At 73.3% G+C, this 16,669-nt stretch carries 13 protein-coding genes; 4 read left to right on the top strand and 9 right to left on the bottom strand.

Annotated elements, in window-relative coordinates; all coding sequences use genetic code 11:
* Positions 1–18: 18 nt before the first annotated feature.
* Positions 19–1,797 carry a serine/threonine-protein kinase gene (locus ACQP1N_RS10140; RefSeq protein WP_433230684.1) on the top strand — a complete coding sequence of 593 codons (1,779 nt, stop codon included), beginning with the start codon at positions 19–21 and terminating at the stop codon, positions 1,795–1,797.
* A 48-nt stretch (positions 1,798–1,845) separates the two neighbouring features.
* Here ACQP1N_RS10140 and ACQP1N_RS10135 read toward each other — a convergent pair whose 3' ends face one another.
* The 8 genes from ACQP1N_RS10135 to ACQP1N_RS10100 all read right to left on the bottom strand — a co-directional run bounded on the left by ACQP1N_RS10135 (position 1,846) and on the right by ACQP1N_RS10100 (position 10,960).
* Entirely contained in the window at positions 1,846–2,796 is a 951-nt protein-coding gene (locus ACQP1N_RS10135) for an electron transfer flavoprotein subunit alpha/FixB family protein (RefSeq protein WP_433230682.1), read from the bottom strand.
* Between the two features lie 24 nt (positions 2,797–2,820).
* On the bottom strand, positions 2,821–3,600 hold the full coding sequence (locus ACQP1N_RS10130) for an electron transfer flavoprotein subunit beta/FixA family protein (RefSeq protein WP_067804504.1): 780 nt from the start codon (positions 3,598–3,600) through the stop codon (positions 2,821–2,823).
* 274 nt (positions 3,601–3,874) lie between these two features.
* The gene (locus ACQP1N_RS10125) at positions 3,875–5,209 is read right to left on the bottom strand and encodes a protein kinase domain-containing protein (RefSeq protein ID WP_433230680.1); all 1,335 of its coding nucleotides are present in this window, start codon (positions 5,207–5,209) and stop codon (positions 3,875–3,877) included.
* Positions 5,210–5,266: 57 nt separating this feature from the next.
* A complete protein-coding gene (locus tag ACQP1N_RS10120; protein WP_433230677.1) occupies positions 5,267–7,177 on the bottom strand; it encodes a serine/threonine-protein kinase in 1,911 nt (636 codons plus the stop codon).
* A 51-nt stretch (positions 7,178–7,228) separates the two neighbouring features.
* Positions 7,229–8,053 (bottom strand): serine/threonine-protein kinase, encoded by an 825-nt coding sequence (locus ACQP1N_RS10115; RefSeq protein ID WP_433230674.1) that lies wholly within the window; start codon positions 8,051–8,053, stop codon positions 7,229–7,231.
* Positions 8,054–8,128: 75 nt separating this feature from the next.
* Positions 8,129–9,079, bottom strand: coding sequence for an acyl-ACP desaturase (locus ACQP1N_RS10110; RefSeq protein ID WP_067804493.1), 951 nt, complete (start codon positions 9,077–9,079; stop codon positions 8,129–8,131).
* Between the two features lie 203 nt (positions 9,080–9,282).
* Positions 9,283–10,050: an SDR family NAD(P)-dependent oxidoreductase gene (locus ACQP1N_RS10105; protein ID WP_067804490.1), complete on the bottom strand. Its 768-nt coding sequence runs from the start codon at positions 10,048–10,050 to the stop codon at positions 9,283–9,285.
* Between the two features lie 127 nt (positions 10,051–10,177).
* On the bottom strand, positions 10,178–10,960 hold the full coding sequence (locus tag ACQP1N_RS10100) for an enoyl-CoA hydratase/isomerase family protein (RefSeq protein WP_067804487.1): 783 nt from the start codon (positions 10,958–10,960) through the stop codon (positions 10,178–10,180).
* Between the two features lie 133 nt (positions 10,961–11,093).
* Here ACQP1N_RS10100 and ACQP1N_RS10095 point away from each other — a divergent pair, with 133 nt between their 5' ends.
* On the top strand, positions 11,094–14,144 hold the full coding sequence (locus tag ACQP1N_RS10095; protein ID WP_433230671.1) for a DEAD/DEAH box helicase: 3,051 nt from the start codon (positions 11,094–11,096) through the stop codon (positions 14,142–14,144).
* Complete coding sequence (locus ACQP1N_RS10090; protein WP_433230669.1) at positions 14,144–14,917, top strand: SWIM zinc finger family protein; 774 nt, start codon at positions 14,144–14,146, stop codon at positions 14,915–14,917. Before ACQP1N_RS10095 ends, ACQP1N_RS10090 begins: the two co-directional genes overlap by 1 nt.
* Here ACQP1N_RS10090 and ACQP1N_RS10085 read toward each other — a convergent pair.
* Entirely contained in the window at positions 14,914–16,083 is a 1,170-nt protein-coding gene (locus ACQP1N_RS10085) for a sensor histidine kinase (protein WP_433230667.1), read from the bottom strand. The two genes, ACQP1N_RS10090 and ACQP1N_RS10085, sit on opposite strands and share 4 nt — an antisense overlap.
* Before the next feature lie 154 nt (positions 16,084–16,237).
* Between ACQP1N_RS10085 and ACQP1N_RS10080 the strand changes: the two genes are divergently transcribed.
* On the top strand, positions 16,238–16,495 hold the full coding sequence (locus ACQP1N_RS10080; RefSeq protein ID WP_407642261.1) for a helix-turn-helix transcriptional regulator: 258 nt from the start codon (positions 16,238–16,240) through the stop codon (positions 16,493–16,495).
* Positions 16,496–16,669 lie beyond the last annotated feature (174 nt).

The raw sequence follows: 16,669 nt of genomic DNA, 5'->3' as shown, positions 1-16,669 counted from the left end.
CGGAGATGGGGGCGGTACATGACGGGGTGGCGGGTTCCGGGGTACAGCGAGCTGCGGGCGCTCGGCGAGGGCGCGCAGGGCCGCGTCGTGCTCGCCCGGCACGACGCGACCGGCCGCCCGGCGGCGATCAAGTACCTGGGCGAGTCCCTGCTCGGGGACGCGCGGTTCAGGGAGCGGTTCCGCGGCGAGGCCGAGCTGCTGAGCCGGCTGCGCAACCCGTTCGTCGCGCAGCTGTTCGGGCTGGTCGAGAATCCGGGCGGCGCCGCCATCGTCATGGAGGCCGTGGACGGGGCGTCTCTCAAGGCGGTACTGGCCGAGCGGGGACCGCTGGAGCCCGAGGCGGCCCTGGCGGTCCTCAAGGGCTCGCTGCTGGGCCTCGCCGCCGCCCACGACCTCGGCATCGTCCACCGCGACTACAAGCCCGCCAACGTGATCGTGCGCGGCGACGGGCTGAGCAAGCTGATCGACTTCGGCATCGCCGTGGACGCGGGCGCGTCCGGGCGCTCGGGCACCCCCGTCTACATGGCGCCCGAGCAGTGGCGGGACGAGCCCGCCTCCCCCGCGACCGACGTGTACGCGGCGGCGTGCGTGTTCTTCGAGTGCGTGACGGGACGCCGCCCCTACACCGCCGAGGACCAGGCGGGGCTCATGGGCCGTCACCTCACCGCGCCGATCCCGGTGGAGGACGTCCCCGAGCCGCTCCGCCCGCTGATCGAGCGCGGCCTGGCCAAGAACCCGTGGGACCGTCCGATGGGAGCCGCCGCGTTCGTCTCCGAGTTGGAGTCGGTCGCGGCGTCCGCGTACGGGGCCGGCTGGGAGGGACACGGCGTCCGCACCCTCGCGGGGGCCGCCGCCGCGCTGTCGATGCTGTTCCCGCTGACCGCGCTCGGCCTCGGGTCGGGCGGGGCCTCGGCGGGGGCGGCGGGTGCCGCGGGGGCCGCCGGAGCGGGATCCGCGGGGGCCGCAGGCACCGGCGGGGCCGGGACGGCGGGGGTGGCGGGCAAGGGCGTCCTGGGCACGCTCGGCGCGAAGGGGACGGCGGCCGTCGCGGGCGGGGCCGCCGCCGTCGCCGTGGGCGGCGGCGCGGCGGTCTACGTGGCCGTCGCGGACGACGAGCCGAAGCCGGTCACGGCCGGATTCGTCGCGCTCAGCGAGCCGCGCCAGGACATCGGCGGCGGAAAGACGTTCCAGGCGCAGGGCCGGATCGTGCGGGTCGCCGGCGGCGACCCCGCCCTCAACCGGAAGATCAACCGGGCGCTGCGGGCACCGCTCGAACAGCGGTGGGCCAAGACCCGCAAGGCCCTGGCCGGCATCGGCCGCGGCGGCTACACCGACGTCGTGAAGCCAGAGATCCTGCTGCGCAGCGACCGGCTGCTGTCGGTCTGGTATGGCGTTCTGCTCCAGGGTGAACGCGGATCGAGCTGGGACCTGTCGCAGGCGGTGACCGTGGACCTGCGGACCGGTGCCTCCTACCGGGCGCCCGACCTGTTCCGCGTTCCGACCGCGCAGGGACTCAGGCCGCTGGACGAGAAGATCAAGACTCACCTGCCCGGCCGCGACTTCTGCCCGGGCGATCCCCTGGGCGGCACGGACAACCCGTCCGCGTTCGTCAAGGCCGGCGAGGTGACCATGGCCCTCACCCCGAAGGGCGTCCGCGTCGCCTTCTACGGGTCGATACTCGGCTACGCGGAGGCGTGCGGGCTCCGGGACACGGTCGTCCCCTACGCCGAGGTCGGCGACATGCTCAAGCCCGCGCTGCTGAAGGCCGTCCCCTATCCGTCGCCGAGGCGTTCCTGACGGCGGGCGGCCCCGGCGACGAGCGCCGCCGGGGCCGCGCACCGAAGATCACTTGCGCTTGGTGATCTCCTCGGTGAGCTGCGGCGCGACCTGGAACAGGTCGCCCACCACGCCGTAGTCGACGAGCTCGAAGATCGGCGCCTCGGGGTCCTTGTTGATGGCGACGATGGTCTTCGAGGTCTGCATGCCGGCCCGGTGCTGGATGGCGCCGGAGATGCCGACCGCGATGTACAGCTGCGGCGACACGGTCTTGCCGGTCTGGCCGACCTGGAACGAGTGCGGGTACCAGCCGGCGTCGGTCGCGGCGCGGGAGGCGCCGACGGCCGCGCCGAGCGAGTCGGCCAGCCCCTCGATGATCTTGAAGTTCTCGGCGCCGCCGACGCCGCGGCCACCGGAGACGACGATCGCGGCCTCGGTCAGGTCCGGGCGCTCGCCCTTCTCCTGGACGACCCTCTCCACGATCTTGGCGCCCTTGTCGGTGTCCGACAGCGTCACCGAGACCTGCTCCTCGGCCGGGGTGACCGGGGACGCCTCGGGGGCCACGGAGTTCGGCCGGACGGCGATGACCGGCGTGCCGGTCTTCACCCGGGCGTGCGCGATGATGCCGCCGCCGAAGATGGAGTGCTCGGCGACGAAGCCCTCGGCGACGTCCACCACATCGGTGAGCACGCCGGAGCCGGTCTTGACCGCGAGGCGGCCCGCGACCTCCTTGCCCTCACCCGTGGCGGCCACCAGCACCGCGCCCGGCGACCTCTCGGCCACCAGCTGGGCCAGCAGCGCGGCCTTCGGGGCGACGACGTAGGAGGTCAGCTCCTCGTCGGCGGCCACGTAGACCTTGCCGGCGCCGTACTCGCCGAGCTTGTCCTTGGCGCCCTCGTAGCCGGGGCCGGCCCATACCGCGGCGGCCTCGCCGAGCCGGTTCGCCAGCGTCAGCAGTTCGAGCGTGACCTTCTTGACCTCACCGTCGACATGGTCGACGAGGACGAGAATCTCAGCCATTGGTCTCCAAATCCCCTTCCCCGCTCAGACGAACTTCTTCGACGCGAGGAACTCGGCGATCTTCACGCCGCCGTCGCCCTCGTTGGTGACGATCTCACCCTTGGCGCGCGGGGGCGCCTCGGCGAAGTCGACGACCTCGGTGGCGGCGTTCGCCAGCCCCACCTGGGAGGCGTCGATGCCGGCGTCGCTCAGGCCCAGCGTCTCGACCGGCTTCTTCTTGGCCGCCATGATCAGCTTGAAGGAGGGGTAGCGCGGATCGTTGATCTTCTCCACCACGCTGACGACCGCGGGCAGGCTCGCCTCGACCCGGTCGAAGCCGTAGTCGGTCTGGCGCTGCGCCTTGATGGACGTCCCGTCGATCTCGACCTTGTTGGCGAGCGACACCTGCGGGACGCCGAGCCGCTCGGCCAGCATCGCGGCGAGCACACCGGTGCGCGCGTCGGTGGACTCCGCGCCGAGGACCACCAGGTCGAACCCGGTGCGGCCGAGCGCCTGCTGGATGGCGTACGAGGTCTGCAGCGCGTCGGAGCCGGCGAGCCCGTCGTCGACGAGGTGCACGCCCTTGTCCGCGCCCATGGCCAGGGACTTGCGGATGGCGTCGGTGGCCTTGGCGGGGCCCATGGTCAGGACGGTCACCTCGCCGCCGTGGGCCTCCTTGATGCGCAGCGCCTCTTCGATCGCGTACTCATCGAGCTCGTTGATGACCCCGTCCGCTGCGGCGCGGTCGAGCGTGCTGTCATCGGACTTCAGCTTGCGCGGGCTCTCCGTATCGGGAACCTGCTTCACCAGGACGACGATGTTCATGGCCGGTGGCCGACCTCCCTGCACTCAGTTGGCCGCTGAGGTAGCGGCAGAGGGGCGCCGCCCATGACGGGTCGACGCGGACATGCGCTTTCGCTGTCACAGCCTGCCAAACACCCGAACGAGCTTCGGAACCGGGTCCCTGATTCGGCCGTGTCCCACAATGTTACTAGTGAGTAGCCTAGCGGCAAATTCCAGCTCGTGAGACCTTACCCACGCACGCGTGGCGTTTACTGGTCCATCCCGGTCCCGAACCGGACGTGACGCACTTCACTCCTCAGAGCCGGGTGAGCGCGTGCTGCAGGCGGTCCATCGAACTCTCCAGCGACCGCTGCAGGCCGTACATCGGGGAGAAGCTCGGCGAAAGGGTCATCGCCCCGACCCCCACGAGCAGCGCCAGCACGCCGAGGCCCACGACCGCGGCGGCGACGAGCCGCGGCCGGCCCGCCACGGGCAGGAACATCCGCTCCAGTTGCCGGCGCGGGCCGTGCACCCCCGGCGCCGCCCACAGCACCGCCGCCCCGGCACCGGCGCCGAACGCGCACGCGGTCAGCGAGTCGATCCTCCCGCCGACCACCGACACCGCGACGAGCCCGAGCGGGACGGCGACCGTGAACACCGCCGCGTACGGGACGGTCAGGAGCGTCCGCCCGAACGCCCACGCCCAGCCCCGCGTCCGGTCGTCCGCGGGCGCGCCCGCCACCCGCAGCAGCGTCACCGCGCCCAGCGACAGGACGAGCCCGGCGATCGGCGCCATGATCACGAAGCCGACCGCGACCACCACGACCATGGCGGCCAGGAGCCGCGCCCAGCCCAGCGCCACCGCCATCTCGTGCGCCCGGGCCGCCTGCGGGGGCCCGCTCCCGGGCCTTGCCCCGGGCACGGTGACCGGGGCCCGCCGCTCGGGGGCAGGCCGCTCGGGGGCAGGACGGGCGGGCGCGGGGCGGGCGGACACAGCGGCGGGCAGATCGAGCCGGGACACCGCCTCCACCAGTTCCTCCGCCGCCGGGCGGGCGCCCGGATCGGGATGCGACGCCGCCTCCACCAGCGGACGCAGATCGGCGGGCAGCGCGCCGGCCGGGGCCTCGTGCCGTCCGGTCGCGGCGAACGTCACCGTCGCGGCCCACGCGCGCACGTCCCCGGAGTCGTCGGCACCGGCGGCCAGCCCGAAGTCGACCACGATGGGCGCGTCGTCCACGACCAGCACGGACCCGGGCCCCAGCGCACCGTGCGCGAGACCCGCGCGGTGGATGGCGGCGAGCGCCTTGGCCAGCCCGAAGGCCATCCGGCGCAGCGCGTCCTCCGGCATGCTCCCCTGCTCGGCGACCGTCTCCGCGAGCGGCCGTCCCGGGACGAACCGGGACACCACATACGGGCGGGGCCCGCCGGACTCCCCGTCGAGAACGTCGACCACATAGGGGCTGAGGACCGCGCGCATCCGTTCGACGTCGGCGGCGGCGCCGGGCGGGAGCAGCCGTATCGCCACGTCACGGCCGTCCGGTCCGGCGGCGCGGTGCACGGCGCCGTCATCGCCCCGCGCGGGGCCGCCGCCCAGCCGGGACAGCAGCCGGTACGGACCGATGTGCTCCTGGTGGCTCGTCTCACCGCTCATATGGGTCGCCACCATACCGACCACGAGCGTTCCGCCGGGGCGGACGGACGGACTCGATCACATGCCGGGGATGCCCGAGACGAGGTCGCGGACGTCCGTGCGCAGGCCCTCCAGGCTCTGGCTCATCCCGTCCAGCGGCGTGGTGTCGGGCGGCTGCCGCTGGGACAGCCCGACCAGCACCGCCGCGAAGATCCCGAGGATCAGCGCGCCGGCGAGAGCGGCCTCGGCGCGCGGCAGCAGCGCGCCCCAGACCCGGGCGAGCTGCCGGCGGGGCGCGCCGCTGCCCGGCGCGAGGCACAGCAGCCCGATCACCGCCATGGACGAGTACGCGATGGCCTTCGACGCGGTCATGTCGGACCGGGCGAAGATCAGCACGGCGAGCAGGACCAGCCCCGCGAACGCGCTGAGCGACGTCCACAGGATCGTGGACATCAGCGCGCCCGGCAGGTGCAGCGGCGTCCGGAACGCCGCCGCGACGGCGTCGCCCGAACGCGGACCGCGCCGGGTGCGCCGCCCCTCCATGCCCTGGGCGGCCTTGTCCGCCATCCGCAGCACGAGCACGCCCGCGACGGTGAGGCCGAGGGCGAGCAGCGGCGCGATGCCGGCGAAGCCGAGCAGCGCCACGAGGACGATGAAGCTGAGCACCCGGTACCAGCCGTAGGGCTTGCGGCGGTCCTTGTCGGCACGCTCGCGGGCCTGGTCGGCGGCGCGGCGCTGCGCGTCCTGCGGCTGCGCGTCGTACGGGCCGCGCTGCAGCGCGCCCGGCGGCGGCCCGCCGGGCGGCCCGTACGGCTGCGGGTAGCCGCCCTGGTGGTACGGGTCGGAGCCGTAGGGGTCGGAGCGGCCGTAACCGCCCTGCCTGAACTGCTCGCCCGCCTTGAACTGGGCGGGCGGCGGGCCCGGCGGAGGCGGCGGGGGCGCGGCCGGCGGCAACTGGCCGACGAAGTCCCGCGGCTGTGCCGGGACGGGCGCGGGCGCCGGCAGGCCCGTCCCGGCCGGCGTGACCGGAGGGGCCGGAGGGGCCGGGACGTCCTGCGAACTCTGCAGGCCGGGCATGGAGAACTGCCGGGAGTGGTCGGCCGCGGGCTCGTCCAGAGACGTGTCCGCCACTGCGGCCGGGCCCGGATAGTGATGGTCGATCCGGGTCTGGTCGGTGATGGTGGCTTCGAGGTGGATCCGCCGGGTGAGCTGGACCAGGTTGACCGCGGTGGGACGTTCCGCCGGGTGCCGCGCCATCGCCGACCGCAGCACGGGCAGCAGCGCGTCGGGCACGCCCTCCAGGTCCGGGATGCCCTGCATGATCTTGTAGAAGATCGACTCGAAGGTGCCGGAGCCGAACGGCGGGCGGCCGGTGGCGGCGTAGGCGACCGTCCCGGCCCAGGCGTGCACGTCCGACGGCGGGCCCGCGTCCTCCCCCTCGATGATCTCCGGGGCGAGGTAGCCGGGCGTGCCGATGACCATGCCGGTCGCGGTCAGCCGGGTCGCGTCGGCGGCCTGCGCGATCCCGAAGTCGATCACGACGGGATCGCCGTCCACGAGCATCACGTTGCCGGGCTTCAGGTCGCGGTGCACGATCCCGGCGCCGTGGATCGCCGACAGCGCGGACGCCAGCCCCACCCCGAGCCGCTGCAGGCCCGGCCCGTAGATCGGCCCGGCCTCCTCGACGACCTCTTCCAGCGTCCGGCCGGGAACGTACTGGGTCACGATGTAGGGCTGGTCGGCGGTCACGTCGGCGTCGAGGATCTCCGCGACGTGCGGGCTGTGCACCCTGCGCATCGAGTCGACCTCGCGGGCCAGCCGGCGACGCGCCGTGGCGTCCCCCGCGACCGCGGGCCGCAGCACCTTGATGGCCACGTTGCGCCCCTCGGGGTCGGCGCCGAGGTAGACGACGCCCATGCCCCCTTCCCCCAGGGTCTGCTGGACGCTGTAGTGGCCGATACGGTCCCCGGACGTGACGGCTCCCTTCATCGTTTCCGAAACCCTACCCTTGCCGATCGGGCCGAAAAGATCTAACCGGCATCAGGCCGCCGTCACCCCGCCCCCAGCCGACGCGTCCCCCGCCAGGGGGGAGAGGGCCCCCGCGAACCACCGCGCCGAAGGACGCTCGGCGGGGTCGCGCCGGAACGCCGCCCGCAGCAGCCCCGCCACCGGCTCCGGGGCACCGTCCAGGTCGGCTTGGCCGCGCAGGATCCTGAAGCACACCCCGTGCAGCGAGCCCCGCCCGAACGGCGGGCGGCCCGTCGCCGCGTACGCGACCGTCGCCGCCCACGAGAACACGTCCGACACGGCGGTGGCGCGCTCCCCCTCGATCAGCTCGGGGGCCAGGTAGGCGGGCGTCCCCACGACCATCCCGCGCCGGGTGATCTGCTCGGCGCCGGACTCCTGCGCGATCCCGAAGTCGATCAGCGTCGGCCGGTCGCCCATCACGATCACGTTCCCGGGCGACACGTCGCGGTGCAGCACGCCCGCGTCATGGACGTCCCCCAGCGCGAGCGCCAGCCGCCGCGCGAACCGGGCCAGCCGCTCGCCGCGCAGCGGCCCGTACGCCGAGATCAGCTCGTTCAGCGGGCAGCCGGGCACGTACTGCATGACGACGTGCGGGCGTTCCGCCGAGACGGCCCCGTCCAGCAGCCGCGCGACGTAGGCGCTGCGGACCCGCCCCTGCGCCCGCATCTCCCGCGCCAGCCGCCCGACCGCCTCCTGCACGCCCGTCAGCTCCGGGATCAGCTCCTTGACCGCGACCTCCCGGCCGCGGGAGTCCATGGCGAGGTACACCACGGCGGTGCTCCCCCGGCCGATCTCGTCCAGCAACCGATACCCGCCCAGTCGCCGATGCGTCCCCATGCCCCCTTTGACGCTGAAAACCGCGCGCGCGTTCACTGCCTTTCCTCGGGGACCCACCCCCTGACCGGCCGGGGATCACCCCTGCCGGGCGGCCTGGCGGGCGCGGCGCTCCTCGCGACGGGTCTCGAACTTGGTGGCGGCGGCGTCGAGCTGCGCCAGGAACTCGCCGAGTTCCTGGCGGGCCTTCTCCCCGTCACCGGACAGGTCGGTGCGGTCGAACACGCCCCATTTGCGCAGCACGGGGACGAGCACGTCGTCATGGTGCAGCCGCAGGTCGTAGATGCCGGCGTTGGCGATGATGACGGACTTGCGGAGGAACCCGTCGATGCTGTGGCCGGGCATCTGGAACGCCTTCACGACGTCGGTGATCGCCCGCATCGTCTCGTTGGGAGCGGCGTCCAGCGAGGCGCCGATCAGGTTCCGGTAGAAGATCATGTGGAGGTTCTCGTCGGCGGCGATGCGGGCCATCATCTGCTCGCAGACGGTCTCGCCGGACGCCCTGCCGGTGTTGCGGTGCGAGACGCGGGTGGCCAGTTCCTGGAACGACACGTAGGCCGTCCCGTGCAGGAACGAGTCGCCGTGGTCGGCCTCGTAGCCGGCCTCCATGTGCTTCATGCGGGCGCGTTCCAGCGCCACCGGGTCGACGGCGCGGGTCACGGTGAGGTAGTCGCGCAGGACGATGCTGTGCCGGTTCTCCTCGGCCGTCCAGCGGTTGACCCACGTCCCCCAGGCGCCGTCACGGCCGTAGACGGCGGCGATCGCGCGGTGGTAGCCGGGGAGGTTGTCCTCGGTGAGCAGGTTGACGATGAGCGCCTCGCGCGCCTCGGGGGTCACCTTCGACTGCTCCAGCGACCACGGCTCGCCGTCCAGCGGCCCGTCGAAGTCGCGGCCCTCGCTCCACGGCACGTACTGGTGCGGGAACCACTCCTTCGCCATCGACAGGTGCCGGTTCAGCTCCTTCTCGACCACCGGCTCAAGGTCGTTCAAGAGGCCGGTCTGGAACTTCTCTTCGTGGGTCACGGACATACGGTTCCTTCGCTGGACGACGTGGCCTTGCCGGACGTGCCACCGTGCCTGCGGCTCGAAAGGCGCACCCAGCAGGCGGTACACAACCTACGCAAGCGTAGGTTCGATCGTCGCCACTCCCCGTGACACCCGTCAAGTCACCCCCGTAACAAGCAACGCCCGCGAAGTTTTGTAGACCTGAGCAAAAGCGGCGTGATGTTTCGTCACCTGGTGTCGGCGGCCTGCTGCCACATGCGGTTCACGGCGGCCCTGAGCAGCGGCCTCGGGACGAGCTTCAGCGCGGGGAACGCCGCCTTGTACTGCATGCCGGGGACGCACAGCGCGCGTCCGGCGGCCACCGCGTCCAGCCCGGCCCGCGCCACGTCGTCCCGCCTCAGCCACAGCGGGTTGGGCGGGACGTCATCCTCCGTCCGGGTGAAGCCGGGGCACAGCGCCGTCACGTGGACGCCCTTGCCCGCGACCTCCGAATGCAGGCTCTCGGAGAACGCGGCCACGTACGCCTTGGTCGCGCCATAGGTGGCGCTGCCGGGCGACGGCGCGAACCCCGCCATCGACGCCACGTTCAGCACCCCGCCCCGGCCGCGCGCGATCATCCCCGGCAGCGCGGCGTGGGTGAGCCGCACCAGCGCGGCGACGTTCAGTTCGATCTGTGCGAGGTGCTCGTCCAGCGGCAGTTCCGCGAACGCTCCGAACGCCCCGTACCCGGCGTTGTTCACCAGCAGTTCCACCGGCTCGGCGCGCAGCCGCCCCTCGACCTCGGCGCGCTGCGCGGGATCGGTGAGGTCGGCGGCGACCACCTCGACCGCGACCCGGTACCGCTCGACCAGCTCGCGGGCCAGCCCGTCCAGCAGTTCGGCCCGGCGCGCCACGATCACCAGGCCGGTGCCGCGGCCGGCCAGCAGGCGCGCGAAGCTCTCCCCGATCCCGCTGGACGCGCCCGTGACGAGCGCGGTTCGGTACGCGTGTCGCATGGCGGCAGATGCTATCCGCCGATCCCCGCAATCCCGGGCATCACGCTCTAAAACCCCAATAACGTTTTAGCCCGCGCGTTCGGCGGCGCCCACGCCTCCCGGTCGCCGGACACGCGGGAGCGCGGGGTCAGCGGCCGCTGAACTTCGCCTTGCCCGGCCCCTCCTCCATGAAGCTCCTCATGCCGTTCGCCTGGTCTTCGGTGGCGAACAGGGCGGCGAACTGCGTCCGCTCGATCTCCAGCCCGGTGCCGAGATCGACCTCCAGGCCCGTGTCGATGGCCTGCTTGGCGGCGCGCAGCGCGATCGCCGGCCCGCCGGCGAAGGTCGCCGCCCACTCCTTGGCCGCCGTATAGACGTCCGCGTCCGGGACGACCCGGTCCACCAGCCCCATCGCGAGGGCCTCGTCCGCCGCGACATGCCGCCCGGAGAAGATCAGGTCCTTGGCCTTGGCCGGGCCGACCAGCCGGGACAGCCGCTGCGTGCCGCCCGCGCCGGGGATGATGCCGAGCTGGATCTCCGGCTGGCCCAGCTTCGCGCCCTCCCCCGCGACCCGGAAGTCGGCCGTCAGCGCCACTTCGAGGCCACCGCCGAGCGCATACCCGGTGATCGCGGCGATGACCGGCTTCGGGACGGCGGCGAGCGCCTTGGTGAAGTCCTGCAGCAGCCGCGACGGCTCCGCCGACATCTCGGCATACGACATCGGGGCCATCTCCTTGATGTCGGCGCCGGCCGCGAACACCCGCTCCCCGCCGTACAGCACCACCGCGGCGACGGCGCCGTCCCGTGTCACCTGCCGCGCCGCATCGATCAGCTCCAGCTGCATCCGGCGGTTCAGGGCGTTCATCTTCGGACGGTCCAGCCTGATCGTCGCGACCGCGTCCTCGACCTCGACCCGTACGAACTCGCCCACGGCGACCCTCCTGTGCACATCGGTGACGGACGTCCCGAGCCTAACCAGCGCCCCGGCGGGCACCCGACGCCGGGCGCCGGGCGACCGCTGTGGCGAACGGCGACGTCCGAGGCTGCTGATAACTTCGGGGACCATGCTCGTCGCCCACGCCACCTGGCATGGCGGTGCACTCTGCCTGTGGGCCGAGCGCACCGGCCCGTACGAGCCCTCGCCGGGCGTCCACCCCTTCGCGACCTGCGACTTCACCGGCACTTCCTACGAGCCGCTCGTCCGCACCGCGGTCCGTGTCGAACTGGCCCTGTCCCTTCCCACCGTGCCGCGTCCCCCCGGGGACGACCATCCGCTGCCCTCGCCCGAGCTGGGCCCCGAGCCGGTGCGGGACGAGCCCGAACTGCGCCCCTGGCGGGTCCCCGCACTCGTCCTGGAGCCGTTCCCGGCGATGGCGCTGCTGCAGGCCGCCGAGCACAGCGCCGACGTCATCCCCGGCACCGACCTGCGCTTCCTGTGCATGATCGCGGACGAGGCCGTGGCCCTCACCGGGCGCGGCCACGTCCTGCCCGCGCTGCTGCGCGAGGACGGCGACCTCGTGGCCCGCTGGCGCCCGGTGATCGACGACCCGGCGCGGTTCCGCGCGCTCGCCCGCGCCATGCCCGCCGCGTGCCGCGCGGCGGGCGGCGGACGTCCCGCCGCCGAGGTGCTGCGCGAGGCACTGTCCGGCCTGGTCGACACCGCCGTCCGGGGGGTGGTGCCGCATCCGCTGCTGGCACCCCGGCGCGGCGGGGCCCCGGACCGGCTGCCGCTCGCCGAACGCTGGGCGGCGGCGCTGACCGGCCCGTCCGCCGAGGTCGCCCGCGAGCCGCGCGACGACCCCGGCGACCTGATCGCCGAACTGGACGCCTGGGCCGCCGCCGCGCGCCGCCCGTCCGGCCCCCTCCGCGTCTGCTTCCGCCTCGCCGAACCAGGCGCCGAGGAGTTCGGCACACAGGAGTTCGGCACGGGGGACCCCGCGCAGTCCGGCCCCGATGAGCCCGGAGACGACGCGTGGCGCGTCGAGTTCGCCCTCCAGGGCACCGAGGACCCCAGCCTCTACGTCCCGGCCGCGCTGGTCTGGGACGGCGAGGCCACCTCGATCCCGCAGGCCGAGGAGACGCTCCTCACCGGCCTCGGCCGCGCCCTGCGCCTCTTCCCCGAACTGGCCCCGGCCCTCGACGGCCCCACCCCGCGCGAGCTGGTCCTCGACACCGCTGGCGCGTTCGGCTTCCTGCGCCGGGCGGCCCCGATGCTCGCCGCCGCCGGCTTCGGCGTCCTGCTCCCCCAGTGGGCGGGCAAGACCAGGCTCGGCATGCGCCTCACGACCCGCAACGAGGACCCGGAGGCGTCCTCGGGCTCGGCGGCGCCCTCGGGCTTCGACCTGAAGGCCATGGTCGGTTTCCGCTGGGACCTCGCGATCGGCGACGAGAGCATCGACGAGGCCGAGCTGGAGGAACTGGCGCGCCTCAAGACCCCGCTCGTCCGCCTGCGCGGCCGGTGGGTCGAGCTCGACGAACGGCAACTGGAGGCCGCGCTCGACTTCCTCCGCCGTCCCCGCCGGGGCCGGATGACCGCCGCCGAGGCGATCCGCGCGGTCGTCCACGCCGGCGACGACACCCTGCCCCTCACCGGCGTCGACGCCGCCGGCCCCCTCGGCGACCTCCTGTCCGGCGAGGCCGACCGCCGCCTCACCCCCATGCGCACCCCGGACGACCTGGACGCCGAACTGCGGCCCTACCAGGAACGCGGCCTCGCCTGGCTGACCTTCATGAACGATCTGGGGCTGGGCGCCCTGCTCGCGGACGACATGGGACTGGGCAAGACGATCTCCGTGCTGTCACTGCTCGTCCATGAGCGGGAGAACGGCGCACGTCCCGACCCGACCCTGGCGATCCTGCCGATGTCGCTGGTGGGGAACTGGCAGCGGGAGGCGGGGCGGTTCACGCCGAAGCTGCGCGTCTACGTCCACCACGGGACGGGACGGCAGCGCGGCGAGGAGCTCGTGGAGGCCGTCGCGGGCGCCGATCTCGTGCTGACCACGTACGGGACGGCGGCGCGGGACGCCGAGGCGCTCGCGGCGATCGGGTGGGAGCGGGTCGTCTGCGACGAGGCGCAGGCGCTCAAGAACAGCGGGACACGGCAGGCCAGGGCGGTCCGGAGCATCCCGGCGCGGACGCGGATCGCGCTCACCGGCACGCCGGTCGAGAACCATCTGACCGAGCTGTGGTCGATCATGGAGTTCGCGAACCCGGGGCTGCTCGGGCCGCGCGGCGCGTTCCGGCGGCGGTTCGCGATCCCGATCGAGCGGGAGGGCGACGAGCAGGCGGCGCTGGCGCTGAAGCGCGCGACCCAGCCGTTCGTTCTCCGCCGCCTCAAGACCGACAAGTCGATCATCTCGGATCTGCCGGAGAAGCAGGAGATCAAGGTCTACTGCAACCTCACGACCGAGCAGGCGTCCCTCTACCAGGCGACCGTGGACGACATGCTCCAGCAGATCGCCGAGGCCGACGACAAGCAGCGGCGCGGGCTCGTCCTGGCGACGATGGCGAAGCTCAAGCAGGTCTGCAACCATCCGGCGCAGTTGCTGAAGGACGGCTCGCGGCTGCCCGGGCGGTCCGGGAAGCTCGAACGGCTGGAGGAGATCTGCGCCGAGGTCCTGGAACAGGGCGAGAAGGCGCTCGTCTTCACGCAGTACGCCGAGTTCGGGTCCCTGCTCCGGCCCTACCTCGCCGCCCGGCTGGAGCGGCCGGTGCTGTGGCTGCACGGTGGCACGTCCAAGCAGGCGCGTGACGATCTCGTCCAGCGCTTCCAGCAGGACGGGGAACCCGCGATCTTCCTTCTCTCGCTCAAGGCCGCGGGGACGGGCCTGACCCTGACCGCCGCCAACCACGTCGTGCACGTCGACCGCTGGTGGAACCCGGCCGTCGAGGACCAGGCCACCGACCGCGCGTTCCGCATCGGGCAGACCCGCAACGTGCAGGTCCGCAAGTTCATCTGCGTCGGGACGATGGAGGAGCGCGTGGACGAGATGATCGAGCGCAAGAAGGCCCTCGCCGAGTCGATCGTCGGCACCGGCGAGGACTGGCTGACCGAGCTGTCGGTGGCCGAGCTGCGCGACGTGCTGCGCCTGTCCCCCGAGGCGGTGAGCGACTGATGCGGGACGGGATCAAGGCGCGGGGCAAGCGCGGCTCGATCGGCACCGAATGGTGGTCGCGGCGGTTCATCGATCTCGTCGAGTCGTTCGCCGACAAGGGGAGGCTCCAGCGCGGCCGGACCTACGCCCGCAAGGGCAACGTGTTCGACCTCAAGGTGGCCGCGCACGAGGTGACCGCGAAGGTGCGCGGCACGGCCCCGGAGCCGTACGAGGTGGCGCTCGGCATCGAGGCGATCGACGAGGCGGACTGGCGGGCCGTCGAGAGGGAGCTGGCGTCCCGCGCGGTTTTCCGCGCCCGCCTGCTGGCCGGGGAGATGCCGCCGGAGATCGAGTGGGTGTTCGCCGAACTGGGCCTCGCGCTCTTCCCCGGATCGGCGTCCGACCTGCATCTGATGTGCGACTGCCCCGACTGGGGCGACCCGTGCAAGCACGCGGCGGCCGTCCTGTACCTGCTGGCGGAGGCGTTCGACGACGACCCGTTCCTCATCCTCGAATGGAACGGCCGGGGCCGCGACCGGCTTCTCGCCGGTCTGCGGCGCGGCGCCGGCACCGAACCGGATCCGCTCGACATCGAGGACGAACCGCTCACGGCGGACGGCTTCTGGACGCCCCCGTCCGGCCTCGCCCGCCTCCGCGACCGCCCGCCGGCCCCGCCCGTCCCGCCCGGTTTCATCCTCCAGGTGGCCGCACCGCCACCGGTGAAGGTCCGCCGCCGCCCGCTGCCGGACGTCCTGGCCCCGGCCTACGAGGCGCTCGCCGACAGCGCCGGCTAGGCGGGCAGGCGGGCGCGGACGGTGAAGCCGCCGTCCGGGCCGGGGCCCGCGTCGAGGCTGCCGCCGAGCGATGCGGCGCGCTCCCGCATCCCGCGGATGCCGCTGCCGTTCCCGGACGGCGCAGCGGACACCGGCGCACCGTCGTCCTCCACGCTGACGGTCACGTCGCCGTCGCCGTAGCGGATGCGGACAACGGCGGTGGACGCCTCCGAATGCCGGGTCACGTTCGTCAGCGCCTCCTGGACGATCCGGTACGCGGCGAGGTCGGCCTCGGCCGGCAGCGGACGCGGCTCACCCGCCACCTCGGTGCGGATCGTCAGGCCGGCCGCCGACACGCCGCGGGTCAGCTCGTCCAGCCGGGCGAGACCTGACGCGGGCGTGACCGGTGCCGCCTCGTCGACCTGCCGGAGGACGCCGAGGGTGGCGCGCATCTCGCGGAGCGTCTCCTTGCTGGCCTGCTTGATCGCGGTGAGGGCGTCCTCGGCGCGTTCCGGTTCGCGGTGCAGCCCGTGCAGTGCGGCGGTGGCCTGCACGTTGATCAGTGAGATGTTGTGGCCGAGGACGTCGTGCAGTTCGCGGGCGATGCGCAGCCGCTCCTCGATGGCGCGGCGGCGGGCCTCGGCCTCGTGGCCGCGTTCGGCGGCCCGCGCCCGCTCCTCGGCCTCCCGCAGGTAGGCGTGGCGGTTGCGGACCACGCCGCCGATCGCGATGACCGCGACGAACCAGCCGGCGAGCAGGAACGGCGCCGCGTCCGCCAGGTGGTTCATGCCGTCGCGGTTGTCGCCGTAGACGATCCCGGCCATCGCGACGCCTCCGAGCAGGCAGGCCGTGACCAGGCGCCCCGCGGCCGCCACCGTGTACAGCGCGATCGCGAACGTGATGACGAAGGGGCCGTCCGTCGCGGTGGTCGGATAGTAGATCGCGCAGGCGACGAACGTGACGACCGCGACCGCGATGGGGTGGCCGCGGCGGAAGTACAGCGCACCGCACGCGACCGTCAGCAGCGCCCAGCCGTGGACGGGCAGCGCCGCTCGGTCGAGGACGTGCGGCGCCAGCAGCCCGATCACGGCCAGGGCGAGGAAGCAGCCGGCGGCGAGGATCGCGTCCGCCGTGCGCCCGCTCGGGAGGCGGTCGAGCGGCCCCGGGCGTCCGTCCAGTGCTCGCACGGGTCCATCCTGCCAGGATCCGCTCCCTTGCGCCTCTGCGACAGAATGTAGTACTCCTGCTATCAGCAGAAGTATCAATATGACGGACGGTCTGAGGGGTCGTACAGGGGGTGCGCCGGCCGATGAGAACACGGGCGATACGGGGGGACGGGCCGTGATCCGCAAGACCGGCCCGGCACCCGGCGACAAGGAGAACGTTCACAACCGCATCGCGGTGCTGAGGGCCGAACGCGGCATTTCGCGCCGCGACCTGGCCGCCGCGCTGGGCGTGCATTACCAGACGGTCGGCTATCTCGAACGGGGCGAGTACAGCCCCAGCCTGTACCTCGCCCTGCGCATCGCCGAGTACTTCGAGGTGCCGGTCGAGGTCGTCTTCTCCCTGAAACCGTTCCCGAGGATCGGAGGCACATGATGACGAGCCGCACCGCGGGGTGGCTGGAGCGGTCGCGCCGCAGGCGCGCGGACCGGCTGGCGGCCCTCGACGCCGAACTGGAGCGCCGCATGCCCGCCCGTTACGCCCGCCGGCGCCCTCGCCGGGTGCTGGCGGTGGCGGGAGCGGGCACGCTGGGCCTGCTCTGGGTGGACG

It is taken from the genome of Actinomadura formosensis, assembly GCF_050948385.1.
Taxonomy (GTDB): Bacteria; Actinomycetota; Actinomycetes; order Streptosporangiales; family Streptosporangiaceae; genus Spirillospora; species Spirillospora formosensis.
This window is presented reverse-complemented; position numbering and strand designations above follow the sequence as displayed.